Origin of the sequence: Sorangium sp. So ce1036, from assembly GCF_051369805.1 — a bacterium.
Taxonomy (GTDB): domain Bacteria; phylum Myxococcota_A; class Polyangia; order Polyangiales; family Polyangiaceae; genus Sorangium; species Sorangium cellulosum_F.
Genome location: NZ_JBBMOX010000001.1, coordinates 9,173,556 through 9,194,694, shown reverse-complemented (window position 1 = coordinate 9,194,694; position 21,139 = coordinate 9,173,556). Strand labels below are relative to the sequence as shown.

At 73.7% G+C, this 21,139-nt stretch carries 16 protein-coding genes and 1 tRNA gene; 11 read left to right on the top strand and 6 right to left on the bottom strand.

The genetic code is table 11. The features are described 5' to 3' along the window. Positions 1-47: 47 nt before the first annotated feature. Both WMF31_RS34535 and WMF31_RS34530 read left to right on the top strand, forming a co-directional pair. On the top strand, positions 48-1,781 hold the full coding sequence (locus WMF31_RS34535; protein ID WP_436606023.1) for a hypothetical protein: 1,734 nt from the start codon (positions 48-50) through the stop codon (positions 1,779-1,781). Positions 1,782-1,881: 100 nt separating this feature from the next. After that, positions 1,882-4,500 (top strand): PBP1A family penicillin-binding protein, encoded by a 2,619-nt coding sequence (locus WMF31_RS34530; RefSeq protein ID WP_436606022.1) that lies wholly within the window; start codon positions 1,882-1,884, stop codon positions 4,498-4,500. A 204-nt stretch (positions 4,501-4,704) separates the two neighbouring features. Here the strand turns inward: WMF31_RS34530 and WMF31_RS34525 are convergent, their stop codons facing one another. Continuing rightward, positions 4,705-5,814, bottom strand: coding sequence for a cytochrome-c peroxidase (locus tag WMF31_RS34525; protein ID WP_436606021.1), 1,110 nt, complete (start codon positions 5,812-5,814; stop codon positions 4,705-4,707). A gap of 228 nt (positions 5,815-6,042) precedes the next feature. On the opposite strand from WMF31_RS34525, the gene WMF31_RS34520 reads away from it, so the two are divergent. Next, positions 6,043-6,879, top strand: a complete 837-nt coding sequence (locus WMF31_RS34520; RefSeq protein WP_436606020.1) for an SDR family NAD(P)-dependent oxidoreductase — start codon at positions 6,043-6,045, stop codon at positions 6,877-6,879. A gap of 156 nt (positions 6,880-7,035) precedes the next feature. Continuing rightward, positions 7,036-7,200, top strand: coding sequence for a rubredoxin (rd, locus tag WMF31_RS34515; RefSeq protein ID WP_129344775.1), 165 nt, complete (start codon positions 7,036-7,038; stop codon positions 7,198-7,200). Between the two features lie 475 nt (positions 7,201-7,675). Here rd and WMF31_RS34510 read toward each other — a convergent pair. Both WMF31_RS34510 and WMF31_RS34505 read right to left on the bottom strand, forming a co-directional pair. Next, positions 7,676-7,748 (bottom strand) — tRNA-Ala (locus WMF31_RS34510). A 258-nt stretch (positions 7,749-8,006) separates the two neighbouring features. Beyond that, positions 8,007-10,004, bottom strand: a complete 1,998-nt coding sequence (locus WMF31_RS34505) for an HTTM domain-containing protein (RefSeq protein ID WP_436606019.1) — start codon at positions 10,002-10,004, stop codon at positions 8,007-8,009. Between the two features lie 143 nt (positions 10,005-10,147). On the opposite strand from WMF31_RS34505, the gene WMF31_RS34500 reads away from it, so the two are divergent. Further along, positions 10,148-10,396 (top strand): hypothetical protein, encoded by a 249-nt coding sequence (locus WMF31_RS34500; protein WP_436606018.1) that lies wholly within the window; start codon positions 10,148-10,150, stop codon positions 10,394-10,396. Here WMF31_RS34500 and WMF31_RS34495 read toward each other — a convergent pair. Continuing rightward, positions 10,357-10,821, bottom strand: a complete 465-nt coding sequence (locus WMF31_RS34495) for a hypothetical protein (protein WP_436606017.1) — start codon at positions 10,819-10,821, stop codon at positions 10,357-10,359. The two genes, WMF31_RS34500 and WMF31_RS34495, sit on opposite strands and share 40 nt — an antisense overlap. A 58-nt stretch (positions 10,822-10,879) precedes the next feature. Beyond that, positions 10,880-11,707, bottom strand: a complete 828-nt coding sequence (argB, locus tag WMF31_RS34490; protein ID WP_436606016.1) for an acetylglutamate kinase — start codon at positions 11,705-11,707, stop codon at positions 10,880-10,882. Between the two features lie 121 nt (positions 11,708-11,828). Between argB and WMF31_RS34485 the strand changes: the two genes are divergently transcribed. Both WMF31_RS34485 and WMF31_RS34480 read left to right on the top strand, forming a co-directional pair. Continuing rightward, entirely contained in the window at positions 11,829-12,998 is a 1,170-nt protein-coding gene (locus WMF31_RS34485) for a M20 family metallopeptidase (RefSeq protein ID WP_436606015.1), read from the top strand. Positions 12,999-13,076: 78 nt separating this feature from the next. Beyond that, positions 13,077-13,883 carry a Uma2 family endonuclease gene (locus tag WMF31_RS34480; protein WP_436606014.1) on the top strand — a complete coding sequence of 269 codons (807 nt, stop codon included), beginning with the start codon at positions 13,077-13,079 and terminating at the stop codon, positions 13,881-13,883. A gap of 34 nt (positions 13,884-13,917) precedes the next feature. Here WMF31_RS34480 and WMF31_RS34475 read toward each other — a convergent pair whose 3' ends face one another. Then, positions 13,918-15,135 carry a class I SAM-dependent rRNA methyltransferase gene (locus WMF31_RS34475; RefSeq protein WP_436606013.1) on the bottom strand — a complete coding sequence of 406 codons (1,218 nt, stop codon included), beginning with the start codon at positions 15,133-15,135 and terminating at the stop codon, positions 13,918-13,920. Between the two features lie 159 nt (positions 15,136-15,294). Between WMF31_RS34475 and WMF31_RS34470 the strand changes: the two genes are divergently transcribed. From WMF31_RS34470 to WMF31_RS34455, 4 genes are all read left to right on the top strand, one after another. Continuing rightward, on the top strand, positions 15,295-16,017 hold the full coding sequence (locus WMF31_RS34470; RefSeq protein WP_436606012.1) for a LamB/YcsF family protein: 723 nt from the start codon (positions 15,295-15,297) through the stop codon (positions 16,015-16,017). Further along, the gene (locus tag WMF31_RS34465) at positions 16,014-17,573 is read left to right on the top strand and encodes a carboxyltransferase domain-containing protein (RefSeq protein ID WP_436606011.1); all 1,560 of its coding nucleotides are present in this window, start codon (positions 16,014-16,016) and stop codon (positions 17,571-17,573) included. Before WMF31_RS34470 ends, WMF31_RS34465 begins: the two co-directional genes overlap by 4 nt. A gap of 386 nt (positions 17,574-17,959) precedes the next feature. Next, positions 17,960-19,153, top strand: a complete 1,194-nt coding sequence (locus WMF31_RS34460; protein WP_436606010.1) for an FIST signal transduction protein — start codon at positions 17,960-17,962, stop codon at positions 19,151-19,153. Between the two features lie 17 nt (positions 19,154-19,170). Further along, complete coding sequence (locus WMF31_RS34455; protein ID WP_436606009.1) at positions 19,171-21,030, top strand: ATP-binding protein; 1,860 nt, start codon at positions 19,171-19,173, stop codon at positions 21,028-21,030. The last annotated feature ends 109 nt before the right edge of the window (positions 21,031-21,139 follow it).

Below are 21,139 nucleotides of genomic sequence, written 5' to 3'. Positions count from 1 at the left end.
CGCCGGCGTTGGCGGCTCGGGCGGGGTATGCTTAGACTCGCCGCCGCATGAGACGCTTGCCGCGCGGGATCACGGTGGTGCTCGCCGCGATCGCCGCCTTCCTTCTGCTCGGGTTCGTGCTCTTCTCCGCGCCCGGTCACGACGATAGCCACATCACCTACTGGGCCGCGCACACCCTCAAGGAGCTCGGCCAGATCCTCAACTACAACGGCGAGCGCGTCGAGCAGAGCTCCAGCCTGGCCCACGTGGTCCTGCTCGCGCTGCTCGGCGCGCTCACGCGCGTGCCGCTGCCCACCCTCGGCCCGCTCACGTCGATCGCCGCCGGCGTGCTCGCGATCGCGCTCGTGGCGCGGCTCGCGCGCGCCGCCGTCCCCGGCGCCCCGCGCGGCGCCGAGCTGCTCGTCGCGACGGCCTCGTGGTTCGTCTACTGGGGCTTCGGCGGCCTCGAGAGCACGCTCGTCGCCGCGGCGGCGGCGTGGCTCGTCCTCGAGCTCGACCGCTACCTCGTGGCGCCGGGCCGGCGCGCCCTGCTCCGCTTCGCCGGCGCCTCGCTCTTCTTCCTGTGCGCGCGGCCCGAGAGCCCGCTCGTGATCGCGTGCGTGCTCGCCGCCTCGCTCGTCTACTGTCTGTACCGGCAGCGCTGGGCCGATCCCGCGCAAGGACGGTGGCGCGAGGCGCGGGCGGCGCTCGTCGCCTGCGCCGTCGCCGGCGCCGAGTCCGCCATCCTCTTCGGCGCGCGGCGGCTCTACTTCGGCGCGTTCTTCCCGAACCCCGTTTACTCGAAGGCCGCCGGGATCGACGTCGCCGACGGCCTGTCCTATCTCTGGAAGCACCTCTACCCGACGGGGCTCGGGCTCATCGCCGGCGTCGCCCTCGGCCTCTCCCAGATCACGCGGGCGGCGCTCCGGCGGGAGCCGCGCCACGCCGCCGTCCTCTCGGCCGCCTTCACGGTGGCCTACGTGGCCTTCATCGTCCTGACCGGCGGCGACTGGATGACCGGCGGGCGCTTCATCGCGCACGGCCTCCCGCTCATGGTCGTCGTCACGATGGCCGGCCTCTCCGCGACGCTGGGCGCCGCGCGCCGCGTGCGCATCGCGCTCGTGCCGCTCGTCGCGGCGAACCTGGTCGGGGTGGTCATGCTCGCCGACTCCCGATCTTCCGGCCGGCCGCTCTGGTCGACCTTCGGCCTGCGCGAGGCGCTCCGGGCGCAGATCGGAGAGCACGGCTACACCTGGTTCGAGCTCGCCAACAAGACCCACCTCCGCGACACGACCATCGCGGCGGTCGTCCTCGACGCGATGCGGGAGATCAAGCAGAAGAGGCCGGACCACCGCTTCGTCGTGATGTCGTCGCAGGCGGGCATGACGGCCTATCACGTCTTCAAGGAGCACTACGGCTCAGCGGAGCTCATCGACACCTGCTCCCTCTCGACACGAGAGCTCCTGACCTGCCTGCCGCCCGGCGTCCTCAGCCGCCGCCGCATCGGGATGGTGCTCCACTTCCGCACCTATTTCGCGAAACAGAAGATGATCGACGCGCGCTGCGGCACCCGTCGCCCCGACATCGTGTTCGACCACAGCGGCCGAGGCGTGGAGGCGATCCTCGAGCGCAACGGATACTCGATCGTCTACCGGCAGCACGGCCGCATCAAGAACGAGGGGCTTGGCCGGTGGTTCCGGACCTCGGTGCCCTCGGATACGTTCGTGGCGATCGACAAGACGCTGCTCGCCGGCACGTCCTTCGAGGGCAAGCGGACACGCCACAGGTGGAAGATCCAGTGACGTTCGCCGTCCGAGGCGCCCGGGCTCGTGATACCGTGTCGTGGATGGGCCACCGCACTCGGGCGCCGCGGTGGCGCGGGTGAGCCCGGCGCGCTGACGCATGGCCTCGGACCCTCCGCGAAGACCTGGTGCGCTGCCCGAAGGGGCGGGCGACCGGGCCGAGGGCGAGCGGGCCGCCACCGCCGTGGAGCGCACGCTCCCGTACGACGTGGAGCGCACGCTCCCGTACGAAGCACCGCGCGCGCTCCCGTGCGAGGCAGGCGCGGAGGGCTCCGCCCCGCCGCCGAGCGACCGCGCACCGACCCGGCTCTGGTCGCCGCAGCGCCCCGTGGCCGCGTCGCCCGCGCGCCCGCCGTGGGCGCGGCTCGGCGCGGCGCTCCGCGCGGCCTTCCGGCCCACGCCCCGCGGGGCAGGGGAGGAGCCGCCGGCGGCGGGGCCGAAGCCGCCGCGCCGCGCCCAGCTCCTCCGCTGGGCCAGGCGGCTCGCGATCGCCTTCGCCTGCCTCCTCGCCGCCGGCGCGGTCGCCTTCTTCCTCGTCGTCCGCCGCTACGAGCGCGACCTGCCGACGACCGCGGAGCTGAAAGACTACGACCCGCCGCAGGTGACGCGGTTCCTGGCGCGCGACGGCACGGTGATCGGCGAGCTCTTCACCGAGCGCCGGACCCTCGTGCCCGTCACCGAGATCCCGCCCGTGATGAGCCTCGCGGCGCTCGCCGCGGAGGACGCCAGGTTCTACCAGCACGACGGCTTCAACTACCTCGGCATGCTCCGCGCGCTGCTCGTCAACCTGCGCTCCGCGGAGGCGCGCCAGGGCGGCAGCACGATCACCCAGCAGGTCGTGAAGAACGTGCTGCTCACGCACGAGCGCACGCTCGACCGCAAGATGCGCGAGCTCCTCCTCGCCCGCCGCATCGAGCAGGAGCTCACCAAGGACCAGATCCTGGAGCTCTACCTCAACCACATCTACTTCGGCCACGGGCGCTACGGGGTCGAGGAGGCGGCGCGGTACTACTTCGGCAAGAGCGTCCGGCACGTGACGCTCGCCGAGGCGGCGCTCCTCGCGGGCATCGTGAAGGGCCCCTCCATCTACTCGCCGCGCGTGAAGCCGGAGCGCGCCTTGCAGCGCCGCGCGTTCGTGCTCGGCCAGATGCGCGAGAAGCGGTTCGTGCCCGCGGCGCAGGTCGACGCCGCGCTCGCCGAGCCGATCCGCCTCGCGCCCGAGCCGGAGCCGACCGACGAGCTCGCGCCCGAGGTCCTCGCCGAGGCCGAGCGCGCGCTGCGGCAGGCCGTCGGCCCGGACGCGCGGTACGGCGGCTACACGGTCCTGACGTCGATCGACCCGGCGCTGCAGGCCGCGGCGCGCGCCGCCGTGCGCCAGAACCTCGACGCCTACGCCGCGCGGCACGGGCTCGTCGCGCCGTTCGCCCGCAAGAAGGGCGATCCGGCGCCGCTCCAGGGCACCCCGACCGATCCGAACCGCGCCTACCTCGGCGTCGTGACCGGCGCCGACGACGCGCGCGGCACGCTGGCGGTCCGGGTGGGGACCGCGCAGGGCGCGGTCGATCTGCGCAAGGAGCGCCGGTACAACCCGCGCGGGCTCCCGCCGAGCCGCTTCGCGGAGGTCGGCAAGGTGCTGCGCGTGCGCTTCGCGGGCGCCCCCGCGTCCGGCTCGCTCCGGCTCGACCTCGGCCCGCAGGGCGCGCTCGTCGCGATCGACCCGCGCACGCGCGAGATCCTCGCGCTCGTCGGCGGCTACGAGGGCGCGCGCGGCGGGTTCGATCGGGCGAGCCACGCGCACCGCCAGCCGGGGTCGACGTTCAAGGCGTTCGTCTACGGCTACGGCATCCACGCGCGCAAGCTCACCCCCGCGTCGATGCTCGAGACGGACCCGGCGGCGCTCGAGGGGTACCGGCCCGGGAACCACGACGAGGGCGCGGGGCAGCGCCCGAAGCGGCTGCGCGAGGCGTTCGCGCAGAGCGTGAACGTGGCCGCGGTGTCGGCGCTCCGAGCGGTCGGCCCCGAGGCCGTGGTCGCCTGGGCGCGCGAGCTCGGGATCCGCTCGAAGCTCGGCGCCGACCTGTCGCTCGCGCTCGGCGCCTACGAGGTGACCCCGCGCGAGATGGCGGCCGCGTACGCGACGTTCGCGGCGGGCGGCGCGTACCAGGAGCCCGCCCTCGTGACGCGGATCACGGGGCCGCACGGCGAGGTCCTCCCCCTGCCGGCGCGCCCGGCGCCGCGCCCGGTGATGACCGCGGCGGAGGCGTACGTCACGACCAGCCTGCTCCGCTCCGTCGTCGAGACCGGCACGGCGAAGCAGGCGCGGTCGTTGCGCCGGCCGATCGCGGGCAAGACCGGCACGACGAACCACGCCCGGGACGCGTGGTTCGTGGGCTACTCGACGGACGTCGCGTGCGCCGTCTGGACCGGCTTCGACGACGCCGCGCCGCTCGGGGCGAGCGAGTCGGGCAGCAGCGCCGCCCTGCCGGCCTTCGTCGCGTTCATGGAGAAGGCGCACGCGGGGCGGCCGGCGACCGACTTCCCGGAGCCGCTCGGGATCGTGCACCTCGACATCGATCCGGTGACGGGGATGATGGCGATGCCCGGCCAGGAGAGCGCGATCCAGGAGGTGTTCCTCGAGGGCACGGAGCCGACCGGCATTGCCCTGCCGGACCCGTCCGCGATCGGGCAGGGGCTCCTGGACCTGTTCAGGGCGCAGTAGCCGCGCTGGCCCAGAGGTCCGTTTCCCATCGAGGCCACCCAGCGCGCCTCCTCTCATGATCTCTCATGATCTCTGCGAGCGCTGCCCCCGGGGACGCAGGGCGGGCGGACCTTCACCCATGCTCCAGGACACCTTTCCTCGATTTCTGAGCTCGTCCGGGGAGGCGAGCGGGCGGGCCGCGCCCCTCGGCGCGGCCCGCGCGGCTCAGCTGGGGTCGGCCTTGGGCGTGGTCGCCGTGCTCGGCGGCAGCTCGGGCTTCTTGATGTACTCGGTCGGGAGGTCGCCGGTGAGCGCCTTGAGGAAGGCGACGATCGACTTCACCTCCTCGGGCTTGGCCTCCACGCCGAGCTGGTGCCACGCCATCGTCCTCACGGCCTCGTCGAGCGACGCGATCGAGCCGTCGTGGTAGTACGGGAACGTCTTCTCGACGTTCCTGAGGCTCGGGACGCGGAAGAAGAACTTGTCCTTCTCGTCCTTCGTGTGGTCGAAGCGCCCGTTGTCCTTGAGGCCGGGGTACTCCTTCACGAGGCCGAGCTTCTGGAAGCTCGAGCCGCCCACGGCCACGCCCGTGTGGCAGGTCGGGCAGCCGAGCGAGATGAACTTGTGGAACCCGGCCTTCTCCTCGGCGGTGAGCGCCTTGTCGTCGCCGCCCAGGTACTTGTCGAAGCGCGACGGCGTGACGAGGCCGCGCTCGAACGCGCCGATGGCCCGGGCCATGTTGTCGTACGTGACCGGGTCCTTGTCGTCGGGGAAGGCGGCCTTGAAGAGCTTGACGTACTCGGGGATGGACTTGAGCGTCGCGATGACCCGCTTCTCGTCCGGCATGGCCATCTCGACGGGGTTCAGGATAGGCCCCTTGGCCTGCTCCTCGAGGTTCTCCGCGCGGCCGTCCCAGAACTGGGCGATGTGGTGGCCTGCGTTGTAGGCGGTGGGCGAGTTGCGGCCGCCGAGCTGCCCCTTGTGGCCGGGCGAGAAGGGCTTGTTGTCGACGCCGTAGTTGGAGAGGTCGTGGCACGAGTTGCAGGAGATGTCGTGGTTCTTCGAGAGGCGCGTCTCGTACCAGAGCATCCTGCCGAGGGTCACCTTGTCATCGGTGATCGGGTTCTTGTCATACTCGAACTTGGCGGGCAGGACCTTGAAGGCCTTGACGTCCTTCGGATCGAAGACGAGCGGCTTCGTGGCGGCCGCCGCGGTCGAGGTCGCGGCAGGTTTCGCGGTCTGGGCCGGGGGGGCCTGATTCTCCGCCGATCGGTCGCACGCGCCCAGTCCGGCGGCGACGAGGAGCACACTGATGAGAGATGAGGGCCAACGCATGAGGTCTCCTGGCTCGTGAGGACGGCGACCACGGTAAAGAGAGCCGCCCTGAACGTCAACGCGCGCGGCCGTCGCGCCCGCAGACTCCCGGGCCGCGTGGTGCGGCGACGCTCGAAAGGTGCGCCGAGGGGGGGATGTGTATGACAGGCCCGCCGCGCCGGACGGCCTCGGCTGCCTGCGCGTGGGCTCCCCTTGCGCGCGTGGGGGGCGCTGAGCAACCCTGGCGCCGTGCAGTCGCCGATCGACAGCGGGGTCGTGCTCATCACCGGCGCGTCGTCCGGCATCGGCCGCGCGCTGGCGCTCGAGGTCGCGCCCCGCGCCCGGGCGCTCGTGCTGGTCGCGCGCCGCAAGGATCGCCTTGAGGCGCTGCGCGCCGAGCTCGCCGCGGCGCGCCCGGCGCTCGTGGTGCGCGTCTTCGGCTGCGACGTCACCGACCGCGCGGCGGTCGACGCGATGCTCCTCGCGGCCGCGGCCGAGGTCGGGGAGATCGACGTCCTCGTCAACAACGCCGGCTTCGGCGACCTCAGCCTGTTCGACCTCTCGGCGTGGTCGCGGACCGAGCAGATGATCGCGCTGAACGTGACGAGCCTCGCCTACCTCACGCACCGGCTCGTCGGCCCGATGGTGTCGCGAGGACGCGGCGCGATCGCGAACGTGAGCTCGGGGTTCGGCCTCACGTTCGCCCCGGGGATGGCCTCGTACATCGGCACGAAGCACTTCGTCACGAGCTTCACCGAGGCCCTTCGCCTCGACCTTGCGGGCACCGGCGTGCGGGTCACGCAGGTGTGTCCGGGCCCGGTCCGGACGGAGTTCAACGAGATGGCGGGAAACTTCACCGGCCTCGAGCCGCCGGCGCTCCTGTCGATCTCGCCGGAGCGCTGCGCGCGCGCGCTCGTTCGCGCGGTGGACCGGGGTCGCGCGCTCGTGGTGCCCGGGGTGGTGGCGTGGCTGGTCGTGATGCTCGGCGTCGTCTGCCCGCGCTGGCTCCTCCGGCTCGCCTACTGGCCGATCGCGCGTGCGCTGCGCAAGAAGCAGCTCGCCGTGCGCGGCGCTCCGGCGCCCTGAGGCGTCGGGCGGCGCGGGCGTCGGGCGAGCGGCGGCGGGCGAGCGGCAGGAGGCCTCACGAAGCGGGGCTCCCGGCGCGAGCGCTTCGTCTGCAGCCGCGCCCCGCACCGTGGTAGCGTCCCGGGCGGTGCGCCCAGCTTCCGAGGAGAACTTTCGATGAAGAAATATCGATGCGTCGTCTGCGGGTTCATTTACGATCCGGCGCTCGGCGATCCGGACACCGGCATCGCGCCGGGGACCGCGTTCGAGCACCTGCCTGACACCTGGATCTGCCCGGACTGCGGCGCGACGAAGGCCGACTTCGAGCCGATCGACGACTGAGCGCTCCCTGCCACGGCAAGGCGCGCGCCGCGGCTCCGCACGGCGGCGCGCGCACACCCGTCATCGTTCTTCCACCGCGCCGCCGCCGGCGCCCGTCACTGCGCCGCCGGCGCCCGCCACCGGCGTCCGCCACCGCGCCGCCGCCGGCGCCTGCCACGGACCGTCGCAGACCCCCCAACCCGATCAAGACGTGGCGCCGGCCAGCACGTGATGCCGGCATGCGATGCGCTGCTCGTCGAGCTCACCCGGTGGCTCTTTGAACGGGGCCGGGGAATCGTGCCGCCGCGATCTCCCGCAGGAGGATGGCGCCTGCGCAGGTCGGCTGGACGCTGTGACCAGGAGCGTGGTCCCTGGCAGGGACCAGCGATTCTCCCGATGTCCGCGACGACGCGACAGGCGCTGCTCACGCCTATCGAGCGCACCCGCGCGCCCGGGAAGGAAATCAAGAAGAACTGATAAGAAAGAAACGAGGGGGTGGACCTGACAGGGATCGAACCTGCGACCTCTAGAGTGCGATTCTAGCGCTCTCCCAACTGAGCTACAGGCCCTCGCTTTCGAGAGCGCGGACTCTACTCGCCGCGCCGTGGTTGTCAAGCACAGATCCTTTTTTCCGTCCGGCGGCGCGGCTTTTGGCTGATCTGCCCGGTGCTGCGCCGCGCAGGTTCGTCCCTGGGCTGGGCACCGATCGGGGAGGCCCTCGGCGAACACCCTCGCCGGGGGCCGGGCAGCCCGGCAAGGCCTCGTTCCGCGCGCGGGCCTCCGGCGCCGGAGGCGCGCCCAGGGGCGCCCCCCGGGCGATGCGGTCGCTACTCCGCGGCGTTCCCGGGCTGCGCCGGCGCCCCGGTGTGCGCGCGCGCCTGCGCCTTCGGGTTGTAGAAGGAGAAGAGCCGCTCGCGCTCCTCCCCGTAGCTCTGTGTCGAGCCCCACCTCGGGTTCCAGTCTTTCACCCAGTACACCTCGCCCGAGACGATCGCGTCCTCGGGCCGGCCCGTGCGCTCGGGGTACCGGTACATGTACTCCTTCATGGCGTCCCGGTACGCGCTGTTGCCCGGCAGCTTGATGCGGGCGAAGTAGTCGCACCAGATCTGGCTGTACCCGAAGCTCTTCGCGTTCAGGAGGTCGAAGTTCGGCGGCTCACCCGTGAACGGATTGATGTGCCGGCCGTCGACCGTCACGGCGTCGACGACGAGCGTTCCGTCATCCATGACCGGGTTGGGCGAGAACATGAACCAGCCCTGGAGGAACCGGAGCTTCTGCGAGAGGACCCGGATCGGCTCGGGGTGGGGGACCTTCCAGCGGTTCTTGATGACCCAGAGCTCGACGGCCGCCTGGTTGACCGCGCCGACGAACATCGCGACGACGGCGAGCTCGCGCAGCGCGGCGAGCGCCTTCCGGCCCGCCACCCGGATCGGCGCGGGCGGGGGCGCGACCTCGGAGCGCGCCGGGATCCGCAGGCCGAGCGCCCTGCCCAGGCTGCGGCGCTGCGAGGCGTCCATCGCCGCCGTCACCGCGCCGCCCACGACCGGCAGGCGGAGCGCCCAGGCCACGGCGGGGCCGAGCGGGAGCGCCGCGATCATGTCGGCGAGCGCCTCGGCGCCCGTGACCAGCGCCCCGTCGGGGCGCCGCACCGAGAGCGCGCGCGCCGCGGCGGTCGACTCCTCGAAGGCGAGCAGGCCGAAGCGGTCCATCCGCTTCAGCACGCGGCACGCGAAGAGCGCGCCCGACGACCGCGGATCGAAGAGCACGACGCGGGCGCGGTGGAGGCGCCGCATCGTGCGCGCGGCGATCTCCCAGTCCTCGCGGCCGATGAGCAGCGTCGAGAACACGCAGAGCGCCCACGCGAAGGGGCCCAGCACGAACGTCGCGCCGAAGCCGATGTGGAGCACGTTCATCATGACCAGCGCGAGCCTCCGCGCCCACGCCCGGCCGAGCGGCGACAGGAGGCACACCGGGATGGCCGCCTCGAAGGCGAGCACCATCCGGGTCATGAACAGGATCATCCAGTTCGGCGCGTAGTCGCGGAGGTCCGCCACGATGGGCGTCACCATCCGGTCGACGTACAGCACGAAGTGGACCGCGGTCCCGTTCTTCCAGGCGGGGCCGGTCTTGTGCACGACGTTGAAGAAGTAGATCGCCGAGATCTGGATCAGCAGGACGGGCCCGATGAGGGTCACGTGCTGGTCCGGCTTCGCCGGATCGTCGAGGGTGCTGCGGTCGTTCAGATCGTCGGCGGTCCGCTCGCGGCTGCGCTTCAGCGAGGCGAGGAGCGCGTCGACCGAGAACCGGTCGCCCATCGGCAGGAAGCACGTCCACAGGAGGAGCAGGTTGTGGACGACGTAGCCGCCGTTCTCGATGAGCAGGACGCGCCCGTTCATGCTCGTGACGAACACGAGCGAGAGCACCTGCATGAGCTTCGTCTTCCAGCCGATGAGCAGGCAGACGTAGGTGGCGAGGACGACGGCCCACAGGACCCAGAGCTCGCCCGACGTCGAGAAGGCGTTGACGAGCGAGAAGTTGCCGCTCCCCTGCGGGCGCCAGAGGTTCACGTGGTTCGGCAGGACGCCGGTGTCCGCGAACATGTCGGTCCACGCCCACGTGCGGCGGAACAGGTCGCCGATGAGGAAGAAGCCGAGCAGGATGCGCGTGAAGCCGAGCGTCCGCCGATCGAACGTGAAGAAGCAGTCCCGGAGGATGTCCCACCACGAGGCCACGGGCGCGCGCTCGTCCTTCGCGGCGGCGTCCTCTCCCTTCGCGGCGGTGTCCTCGTCCTTCGCGGCGTCGCCGCGGTCGTCTCGTGTCTCCATAGGGCGTCGGGATCGATCCTGGCGAGCGGAGCGCTCGCCATTCCTTGGCTCGATACCTACCCTAACCGCGTCGGCGCCGCACGAGGCGCGCGCCGCGCTTGATGCGCGCGCCGGGCGGCAGTAACGAGGAGCGGAAGATCCTCATGCCCGACGCTGAAGAGCGCCTCTCGCTCGCGACGTGCGCCTTCGTGGCGAGCTGCATCCTGCTCGCGCCGCGGGAGTGGGTCTCGGCGGGGCTCGGGTTCGCGCTCTCCCTCTCGCTCTTCGCCTGGCACCTCGTCCGCGCGCGCGGGGAGACCTCGCGCCGCGCGCGCGGCGCGTCCACCGCGCGCCCGCAGGCGGCCTCGGGCGCTCAGCGCTCGCCGGGCGAGGAGCCGGCCGAGCCCGCCTGACGGCGCAGCGGGGGGCGATGGAAGCGGGCGCGCACGCGGTTGACCGCGGCGTGCACCTTCGGCGCTGCGAGCACCCGCTGCTCCAGGCGCCGCTTGCCCGGGATGTCCAGGAGCATCACGCCGATCACCATCGTCAGCACGCCCTGGCCCGGCACGCCGGGCAGCGCGAGCACGACCCCGAGCACCACGAGGACGGCGCCCAGCACGTTCTTCCCCACCCGCGCCGCCGCGCGCACCCACGCAGGGCACCCCGGCAAGAACGGCGGATTCTCCGTCCGCTCCAGGTAGTCCTCGGGAAGCCGGATCACCACGATGGTCATGACGACCATGCTCGCGAGGAGGCTCGCGAGGAACGCGCCGGCGCCGAGCGCGATCTCCTCGCGGTGGGCGTTCAGGAACGAGAGCGCTGTCTGCGTCGCCGCCATCGTCGCGCCGTGGAGCATACGGCGCGCGGTTGGCCCGGGCGAGGGCGGCCGGGCCGGCTCAGGGCACGAGCACGGTGCCGATGGAGCCCGGCGCGCTCGCCTCGCGCGCGAGATCTCCCGGGCTCAGCCGGCCGACGATGTGGATGCGCCGGACCCCCTCCGCGAGCGCGGCGAACGACTCCTCGAGCTTCGGGATCATCCCGCGCGTGACGGCGCCGCTCGCGATGAGGGCGCGCCCCTCCGCGACCGTGAGGCTCGGGATGCGCGAGGCGGGATCGGACACGTCGCGCAGCACGCCGCGCACGTCGCTCACGAGGAAGAGCCCCGCGGCGCCGAGCTCGATGGCGACCCGGTTGGCGACCGTGTCGGCGTTGATGTTGTAGACCTGCCCGTCCTCGCCGGCGCCGAGGCAGGCGAGGACGGGTACGTAGCCGCCGCTCGCCAGGAGCTCGAGGAGGCCGCGGTCGACCCCCGTGATGTCGCCGACGAGGCCGAGGTCCACCGGCTCGGGGCCCGCGCCGGCGTAGACCTGCGGCGGCCGCTTGACGGCGGACAGGGCCGGGCCGCTCGCGCCGTGGAGCCCGACGGGGCGGACGCCCGCGGCGAGGAGCGCGGTGCACAGGTCGACGTTGAGCTTGCCAGCGACGACCATCTTCATGACGTCGAGCGTCTCCGCGTCGGTGACGCGCTGGCCCGCCACCTGCCGCACGGGGATGCCGAGCCGCTCCTGCAGCCGGGTGGCCTGCGCGCCGCCGCCGTGGACGACGACCGCGCGCGCGCCGGCGCGGGTGAGCTCGGCGAGATCGCCGGCGAGGACGGCGAGGGCAGGGCCGCCCACGACCTCGCCGCCGAGCTTGATGACGAGCGGGCCTTCCGACGTGGTCACGGGTGCCTCCGTGGTGAGCTGGACCGTTTCATGAGGGGGACACGTACCACTTCTGCCGCGGCCAGGGCAGAGGTCGCCGGCCTCCCCTGCGCCGCCGGCGCTCCGGTGGCATGCTCGAGCCGTGATCCACGCTGTCCGACAGGCGCTCTCCGGTCGCACGGAGCCGATGCTCGCGCTGCTCGAGCGGCTCGTGAACCTCAACTCGTTCACGGACAACCCGCGCGGCGGCGACGCGGTGGGCGAGGTGATCGCCACCGAGCTCGCGACGATCCCCGGCCTGAGCGTGCGGCGGCTCGCGAGCGCGCGCTTCGCGGCGCACTGGATCGCGGAGAGCGAGGCGGCGAAGGCCTCGCCGGCGGGCCACGTCGCCCTGGTCGGGCACCTCGACACGGTGTTCCCGCCGGGGACGTTCGAGGGATTTCGCCTGGACGGGGACGTCGCGCGCGGGCCCGGCGTGCTCGACATGAAGGGCGGGCTCGTCGTGGTGATCGAGGCGTTGCGGGCGCTCGAGCAGGTGGGCGCGCTGCCTTCGATCCCGGTGCGGCTCGCGATCGTGTCGGACGAGGAGGTCGGGTCGCCCGAGGGGCGCCCGCTGCTCCAGCGGGAGCTCGCGGGCGCGGGCTGCGCGCTCGTGTTCGAGGCGGGGCGCGCGGAGGACAGGATCATCACGGCGCGCCGGGGGACCGGCGCCGCGACGGTGACGGCCACGGGCAAGGCGGCGCACGCCGGCAACGCGCACCAGCAGGGCGCGAACGCCATCTGGGCGCTCGCCCGCTTCATCGACTGGGCGCAGCGGCTGACCGACGCCGCGCGGAACGTGACCGTCAACGTCGGCAAGGTGAGCGGCGGGCACAGCAGGAACACGGTGCCCGACGCGGCGGAGGCGGCGGTCGACTTCCGCTTCGTGAGCCTCGCGGACGGCGAGGCGATCATGGCGGCGCTCTCGGCGGCGGCGCGCGAGGCGGCCGCCGACGTCCCCGGCACGTCCGTGCGCGTGGACAGCGCGATCTCGAGGGCGCCGCTCGTGCGGACCGAGGCGAGCGCGGGGCTCTACCGGGAATACGCGGCCTGCGCGCGGGCCGCGGGGCTCGGGGACGCCGAGGCGCCCCTCATCGGAGGCGGGTCGGACGCGAGCTCCACGGCCGAGATCGGGATCCCGTCGATCGACGGGCTGGGCCCGCGGGGGAGCGGCTTTCACACGAAGGACGAGCTCATCGAGGTGAGGACCCTCGTGCCCAAGGCGGAGGCGCTGGCGTCGTTCCTGCTGGGCAGGCGCCTCGCGGGGAGGTGACGCAGGACGCGCGCGCGGTCGCGCGGCGTGGCCCGACGCCGCGTTGACGCCTCCAGGCGGGCGGAGCATGATCGCCGCATGGCTGGCGCCGCAGCACAAAGGGACCCCGAGAGCCCCGTCGTCGACCGGCCCGACATCTCCGGCCTCGTGGTGGAGGACGACACGCCGGTGGACAACCTGCCTTCAGAGAAGCAGCAGCGGCTGCTGACGGAGAGCTTGTACACCAGCTGGAGCGGGCCGCCGCCGGACGAGAGCGGAGGACCCCGCCCCTTCCTCGCGGCGGCCAACGTGGGGCTGTTCTCGTCCGTGAAGCGGCCCCCGCTCGTCCCGGACTTCTTCCTCAGCCTGGACGTCGTGCCTGCCGAGCCCCGCTGGGCCAAGGAGAACCGGACCTACCTCTTCTGGGAGTTCGGGAAGCCGCCCGAGCTCGTCATCGAGGTCGTATCGAACCGGGAGGGCGAGGAGCTCGGCAGGAAGCGCCGCGGTTACGCGGGGATGCGCATCCCCCATTACGTGGTCTACGATCCGGCCCGGCACCTCGGAGAGGCGGCGCTCCACGCGTTCGAGCTGCGCGGCGACCTCTACGTGCCGATCCAGCCCTGGTTCGAGCTCCTCGGACTCGGCCTCGTGGAGTGGGACGGCGAGTTCGAGGGCATGAGCGGTCCATGGCTGAGGTGGCGCGACCAGGACGGTGAGCTGCTGCTGACAGGGGCCGAGCGCGCCGAGAGCGAGCGCGAGCGCGCCGAGAGCGAGCGCAAGCGCGCCGAGGGCGAGCGCGAGCGCGCCGAGGGCGAGCGCAAGCGCGCCGAAGAGGCGGAGCTCCGGGCGCAGCGGCTGGCCGCGCGCCTCCGGGCGCTGGGCGTCGACCCCGACGCAGACACCTGATGTCGCTCGGCGCCGCGGGCTCCGCGGCCGCCGCTCACTCCAGCACCACGAACTTCAGGTACCGCCCCTCCCACCACGCCGGCAGCGTCGGGTGATCCTCCGGCTGCCCGTGGATCGCCCGGACCCGGAGGTCGTCCCGCTCGAGGGTCGCGTCGTCCAGCGTCGCCAGGAAGTCCTCCGCCGTGATGTGGCTGGAGCACGACGCCGCGCACAGCACGCCGCCCGGCTCGAGCACGCGCGCGACCGCCGTGTGCAGCCTCCGGTAGGCCCCGAGCGCGCGGGGCTTCGCGCGCTCGCTCGGCGCGAAGCTCGGCGGATCCGAGATGACGAGGTCGTACCGATCGCCGCGCGCGCGCGCCTTCTCGAGGAAATCGAACACGTCGGCCGTCACGAACTCGTGCGCCGCCGGATCGACGCCGTTCTCGCGAAAGGTGCGCTGCGCGTTCGCGTGCGCGGCCGACGCCGAGTCCACGGAGGTGACCCGGCCCGCGCCGCCGAGCGCCGCGGCCACCGAGAAGCCGCCGGCGTAGCTGAACAGGTTGAGCACGCGCCGGCGCCCGGCCGCGAGCGCCCGCACGCGGGCCCGGTTGTCGCGCTGATCGAGGAACGCGCCCGTCTTCTGGCCGCGCGCGAGGTCGACCTCCATCGCGACGCCCATCTCCCTCACGAAGAGGCGCTCCGGCAGCGGCGGCCCGTGCAGGTGCGCGAGCTTCTTCCCCTCGGCGTCCCCCTGGGCGCGCAGGCCGATCGAGCGGACGCCGCGCGCGCCCAGCGCGCGGGCCAGGTGCGGGAGCAGGCGGTCGAGCCACGGCGCGAGCGCGCCGCCGTCGAGGCGCACCACCGCGGCGCGGTCGTACCGATCGATGACGAGCGACGGCACCCGGTCCCCCTCGCCGTTGCACAGGCGGTACGCGGTCGTGTCGCGCCCGGCGAACCAGCCGTCGCGCAGGGCGAAGGCGCGCTCGAGCCGCCCGGCGATGGCGCGCTCGTCGAGCGGCGCCTGCGCGCGCTGGAAGACGCGGACGGCGATCGGGGAGCCTTCGTCCCAGAGCCCCCGCCCGAGGAACGGCGCGCCCTCGGCCGACAGATCGACCACCTCGCCCGACGCGGCCGTGGCCGCGGCGGCGGGGCGGGGCGCGCGCGCGCCGCGGTGACCTGGGTGGCCGCCGGCGCTCGCGATGCCGTCGCGGTACACCCACGGGTGGCCGCGGCGTACGGCCGCGGCGGCGGTCGCGGTGAGATGGACCCGCATCGCCCCCGCCTAGCACGGCGAGCTCGCAGCGTGCTGCTCCGTGTTCTCCCTGAGCGTGGCCGGCGCGCGGCGGCGGGACCGGGGACCGAGGGCCTGCGCTGCCTTGACGAGCCGCGCGGGCTCTCCAATCATCGCGGCCTGCCAGCGTCGGAGGAGCGTGTGGGGCCGATCGATCTCAACATCGATCTCGGCGAGCTCGAAGGCGAGCCCGACGAGCTGTATTCCCTGGCCACCGTCGCCAACATCGCCTGCGGAGGACATGCCGGCGACGCCCGCTCGATGGCGCGCGCGGCGTCGGTCGCCGGCCGCGCGGGCGCCAGGATCGCCGCGCACCCCTCGTACCCCGACCGGGACCGCTTCGGCCGGGTGAGCCTCCCGATGGCCGCGGGCGACCTCCGCGACAGCGTTCGCGCCCAGTGCGCCGCGCTCCGCGAGGCGGCCGAGGGCGCTCGGGTGCGCATCTCGGCGCTGAAGCTCCACGGCGCGCTCTACCACGACGCCGCCCGCGATCCGGAGCTCGCGGAGGCGGCGCTCGACGGCGCCTCCGCCGCGCTCGGCGGGGCGTTCTTCACGGTGGTCGGGCCGCCCTCCGGGGCGCTGGCGGAGGTGGCCCGGGCGCTCGGCCTCGCTTACGCGCGCGAGGGCTTCGCGGATCGCGGCTACGACGGGGCTGGCCGCCTCCTGCCGCGCGGCGCGCCCGGCGCGCTCCTGACGAGCGCCGCCGCGTGCGCCGCGCAGGCCGCCCGCCTCGTCGACGCCGGCGGCTTCGAGACCCTCTGCGTTCACGGCGACACGCCCGGCGCGCTCGAGAACGCGCGCGCGGTGCGCGCCGCGCTCGAGGCGCGCGGCCTCCTCGCCGCGAGGGGCGGCGGCCCGCGATGAGGCCGCGCGCGGTGCTCCCCTACGGCGAGGCGGCGATCTACCTCGACCTCGGCCTGGAGCGCGCGCGGGACCGCGCGGCGCGGACCCACGCCGCGGCCGCGCTCGTCCGCGCCGCGCTGCCCCCCGGCGCGCTCTCCGAGGTGGTCCTCGGCGCCGGCACGCTCATCCTCGCCGGCATCGCGGAGGGCGCGCGCCCCGCCGTCGACGCGCTCCTCTCGCGCCTCTCGGCCGACCTCGATCCGGGCTCCGGCGAGGCCTCCTCCCCGGCGGCGCTGCGCGGGCGCGAGCACGCGATCCACGTCGTCTATGACGGGCCCGACCTCGCGGAGACGGCCGCCGCCCTCGGCGCCACGCCGCGCGAGGTCGTCGCGCTGCACACGGGGCGGGAGGTCGTGGTCGAGCTGCTCGGTTTCCTCCCCGGCTTCGCGTACATGGGCGACGTCGCCGAGCGGCTCGTGCGCCCGCGCCGCGCCACGCCCCGGCCGAGCGTGCCGGCCGGGAGCGTCGCGATCGCGGGCACCTTCACCGGCATCTACCCGATGAGCTCGCCGGGCGGCTGGACGCTGCTCGGGCGCGCGGTCTCCGCGCCGCCGCTCTTCGACGCCGATCGCGATCCGCCGGCGCTCTTCGCGCCCGGCGACCGCGTCCGGTTCATCGCCGTGGCGCCGGAGGACGCCGGCCCTCCGCCGCCCGCCGCGCGGCCCGCGCCGCGCGAGGACAGGGCGCCGCGCGCGCTCGGGATCGTCGCCGCGCCCCCGGGGGCGACCGTGCAGGACGCGGGGCGGCGGGGGATGCTTTCGAAGGGGCTCCCTCCCTCGGGGCCGCTCGACGCGGTGACCCACGCCGCCGCGAACCTCGCGGTCGGCAACCCGTCCGGCGCGGCCGCGATCGAGATCCCCCTGGGCGACCTCACGATCTGCGCGGAGGGGCGCCTCCTCGTCTCCATCGACGGCGAGCGCCCGCGGACGCTCCACGACGGCGAGGCGCTCCGCATCGACGCCACGTCGCGCGCCGTGCGCTACCTCGCGGTCCGCGGCGGCATCGGCGTCCCCGTCCGGTCAGGCGCGCGCGCGACCCTGCTCGCGGCCCGGCTGGGAGGCCTCGACGGGAGGCCGCTCCGCCGCGGCGATCGCCTCCCGGTGGGGGACGAGGCCGAGCCCGCCGGTCCTCCGGCCGATGTGGGCCCCGCCGGCGCCCCCGCCGAGGGCCCGACGCCGCTGCTCGAGGTCGACCCGGGCCCGCACGCCGCGCGCTTCCCGGCCGCCGCGCTGGACGCGCTGCTCGAGACGGCGTGGCGGATCTCCCGGTGGGGCGACCGGGTGGGGGTGCGGCTCGAAGGGGGGCGCATTCCGCGGGAGGGACCGGATCTCGCGCTGCCGGCCCCCATGCTCCGAGGCGCCGTCCAGATAGCGACCGACGGAACACCGATCGTCCTGGGTCCGGATCATCCCGTTACCGGCGGATATCCCGTGCTGGCCGTCGTTCGCCAGGCGGATCAACCACGCCTCGCCCGGCTGCGCCCCGGCGACACGCTGCGATTCCGCCTTGGGCATTAGGCCCCACGGCCTGTGATCCGCAATCGCATGTTGATCGTCTGGTGCGCTGCGTCGTCCGGCGCGCGGCCATGATCCCGATTGCCTCTCTGTGATCACCGCGGAGCGCCCCAGGCGTCCCTGACGAGCTTGCCGCGCACGTTTTCTTCGTGAAAGATGAGGTTTCTGCCCCCTCGGTTCCGGACGCCTCTCTCTCCTCATGCAGGTCTCGTCGTGGCCTGGGTTGCTCTGTCCGGCCTTTCGCCCTCGCGTCGCGCCGGGAAAGTCGTGAGTCGCCCGAGAGATGGGAGCGCCCCGTACGGACGACAAGACGGAAGAGTCGCGCGCCGTGACGATCGGGTGAATCTCCAGTATAACGCGAGTGCCTAATTCCTCAGGGGGGAAGAGAGATGGCTACACAGGTATTTGTCGGAGCGAGCTCCACGCCGGATCCGAAGAAGGCTGCCTCGGAATCGGTGGCGGCGGCGCTCCGCGAGTCGGCGCGCTCGCCGCACATGGCGCGTCCCGCGTTCGCGCTCGTGCTGTCCACGGATCAATATGATGCGGACGCGCTGGCCGCGGCGATGACGAGCGAGCTGCCTGGTGTTCCCTGGGCCGGGTGCTGCACGGCCGGGGTCTTCGCGGGTAGCCGGCTGCTCCGGCAAGGGCTCGTCGTGGGGCTGGTCGCCTCGGACGCGGTGCGCGTCGGCGTCGGCGTCGCGCACCCCGTGAGCCAGGAGGGGCGGCGCGCGGGCGTGCTCGCCGCCTCGCGCGCGCTCGAGGGCTTCCCGTCGTCCGTTCCCGCGGGATGGAGCCGCGCGCTCATCGTGCTGCCCGACGCGCTCACGGGCAATGCGGCCGACGTCGTGCGCGGCGCGGTCGAGGTCGGCGGCACGGGCGTCGTCTGGGCCGGCGGCGGCGCGGGCGATAACCTCCGCTTCATGCGGACCGCGCAGTTCGCGGGCGGGCGCGCTTACTCGGACAGCGTCGTCGTGGTCGCGATCGACTCGCCCTCGCGCATGGCCACCGGCATCCGCCACGGCTTCCGGCCGTACGGCCCCCCGACGATGGTCACCCGCACCGAGGGCACGGTCGTCACGGAGCTCGAGTACGAGGACGCCTTCTCGGTCTACCAGCGCACCGTGAGGGCGCGGGGCGATCAGGTCAACCTCGACGGCTTCGCGACCTTCGCCATGACCCACCCGCTCGGCATCCCCCAGGCCGACGGCGAGCACGTCATCCGCGACCCCCTGCGCGTGGTCTCGCCGGGCGGGCTCTACTGCGTCGGCGAGGTCCCGGACGGCTGCCTCATCCGCGTCATGGAGGGCGACCCCATCGGCCTCGTCGGCGCCGCGCGCGAGGCCGCGACCACGGCGCGCGCCGCGGTGGCCGGGCCGATCGCGGGCGCCTTCGTGTTCGACTGCATCTCGCGGTGCATGATGCTCGGCGACACGGTGCGCGACGAGCTCGTCACCTTCGAGAACGAGCTCGGCCAGGGCGTCCCGGTGATGGGCTGCCTCACGTTCGGCGAGGTGGGCACGCTGGGCCGGGGCGTCCCGCAGTTCCACAACAAGACCGCCGTCGTGCTCGCGCTGGGCGGCTGAGCGCCGGAGCCCTGTCCATGGGGAGCGAGGTCGATCACGAGATCCAGGAGGACCGGCTGGCGCTGCTCAGCGTCCTCCAGGAGCTCACGGTCGCCGCGCTCGACCTCTTCGATCCCCACCTCTCGATGGCGCTCTTCCTGGAGCGGCTCGCCGAGCGGCTGAGCTGCATCGCGGTGCTCGTGCTGGTCGAGCCCACCCCGCGCGCCCCGCGGCTCCTCGACGCGGCGGGGCTCTCGGCGAGCTCGCGCGCGCTGCCGATCCCCCCGCGGATCCCGGCCGCGTGCGGCGGGCCCGGCGGCGCGGGCGAGGGGCTCTGCCTGCCCTACCCCGAGCTCGCGCGGCCCGGGCTCGTGACGTGGCACTTCTCGCTGGAGGGGCAGGGCGAGAGCGGCGCCTCCAGCCTGATCCTCTGCTTCGACGGCGAGCCCCCGTTCGCGCCCCAGTACCGGGGGATGATGAGGAGGCTCGCGGCGACCTTCCGCACGGCGCTCGTCCACCGCCTGCTCTACGCCCGCATGATCGAGAACGAGCGCGAGCGCGCGCGGCACCTCGCCGCCGCGGAGGCGGGGCGGGCGGCGGCCGAGGCGGCGCAGCGCCGCGCCGCGTTCCTCTCGGAGGCGAGCCGGCTGCTCTCCAGCTCGCTCAACTACGAGGCGACGCTGGTCCGCGTCGCGCGCCTGCCGGTCCCGTTCGTCGCCGACTGGTGCATGGTCGACGTCCTGGAGCGCGAGGGGATGCTCCGGCGCGCGGTCGTCGCGCACGCCGATCCCCAGAAGAGCGAGCTCGCCCGCCTGCTGCAGGGCCCGACGCCGCTCGACGCGGTCCTCCCGGTCGGCGTGGCGCGCGTGCTCTCGACGGGCGAGGCGGTGCTCTGCGAGCTCGCGGGCGCGGAGGGCGAGCGGGCGTCGCGCGACAGCGAGCCGCCCGCCTCGGCCAGCGAGGCGCTCCTCAGGGAGCTCGGCCTGCAGCGTTACATCTCGGTGCCGCTCGTCACGCGCGGCGCGATGCTCGGGGTGCTCACCATCGCGTCGGGCCGCGACGATCTGCCTTATGGCCCCGACGACCGGGCGCTCGCCGAGGATCTCGGGCGGAGGGCCGCGCTGGCGATCGACAACGCGCGGCTGTACGAGAGCGCGCAGCGGGCGATCCGCGCCCGGGAGGAGCTCGTGGCGGTGGTGTCGCACGATCTCAAGAGTCCGCTCGCCACCATCGTCATGAACACGAGCCTCCTGCGCCGGAAGCTGCCGAGCTCGGACGAGTCGGCCGAGCTCAGGCGCCCGGTCGAGCGCATCCAGAAATCGGCCGATCGCATGAACCGCCTCATCCGCGATCTGCTCGACCTCGCGAAGCTCGACGGCGGCCACGTCTCGATCCAGCCGGTGGCGCACGACGTGGCCGGCCTCGTGAGCGACGCCATCGAGCTTCTGCGGGAGGAGGCGGCGGAGAAATCGCTGCGCCTCGAGCAGGGCATCGAGCTCGGCGTGGAGCGGGCGCTCTGCGATCGCGACCGCATCCTGCAGGTGATCGCGAACCTCGTCGGCAACGCGATCAAGTTCACGCCAGCGGGCGGCGAGATCACCCTCCGGGCCCAGCCGTGGGGCAGGGAGGTGCTGCTCTCGGTGCGCGACACGGGCCCGGGCATCCCCGAGGATCAGCGGTCGAGGATCTTCGAGCGTTACTGGCAAGCGAAGGAGACCGCCCACCAGGGCACGGGCCTCGGCCTCTCGATCGCGAAGGCGCTCGTCGAGGTACACGGCGGGCGGATCTGGGTGGAGAGCGAGGTGGGCGAGGGGAGCACGTTCTTCTTCACGCTGCCCATGGCCGAGCCCGCGGGCGCGACCGCGGGAGTCGCGACGGGCCCGCGCCTCGGCGCCTGACGAGATGACGATGAGCAGGGCCGCCGTCCGGCCGCGCGATCGATCTGCCCTGGGGAAAATACCTCTTCCTCGTGGCGTCCTTGGCGGGCCGATCCCTCGATCGCTATAC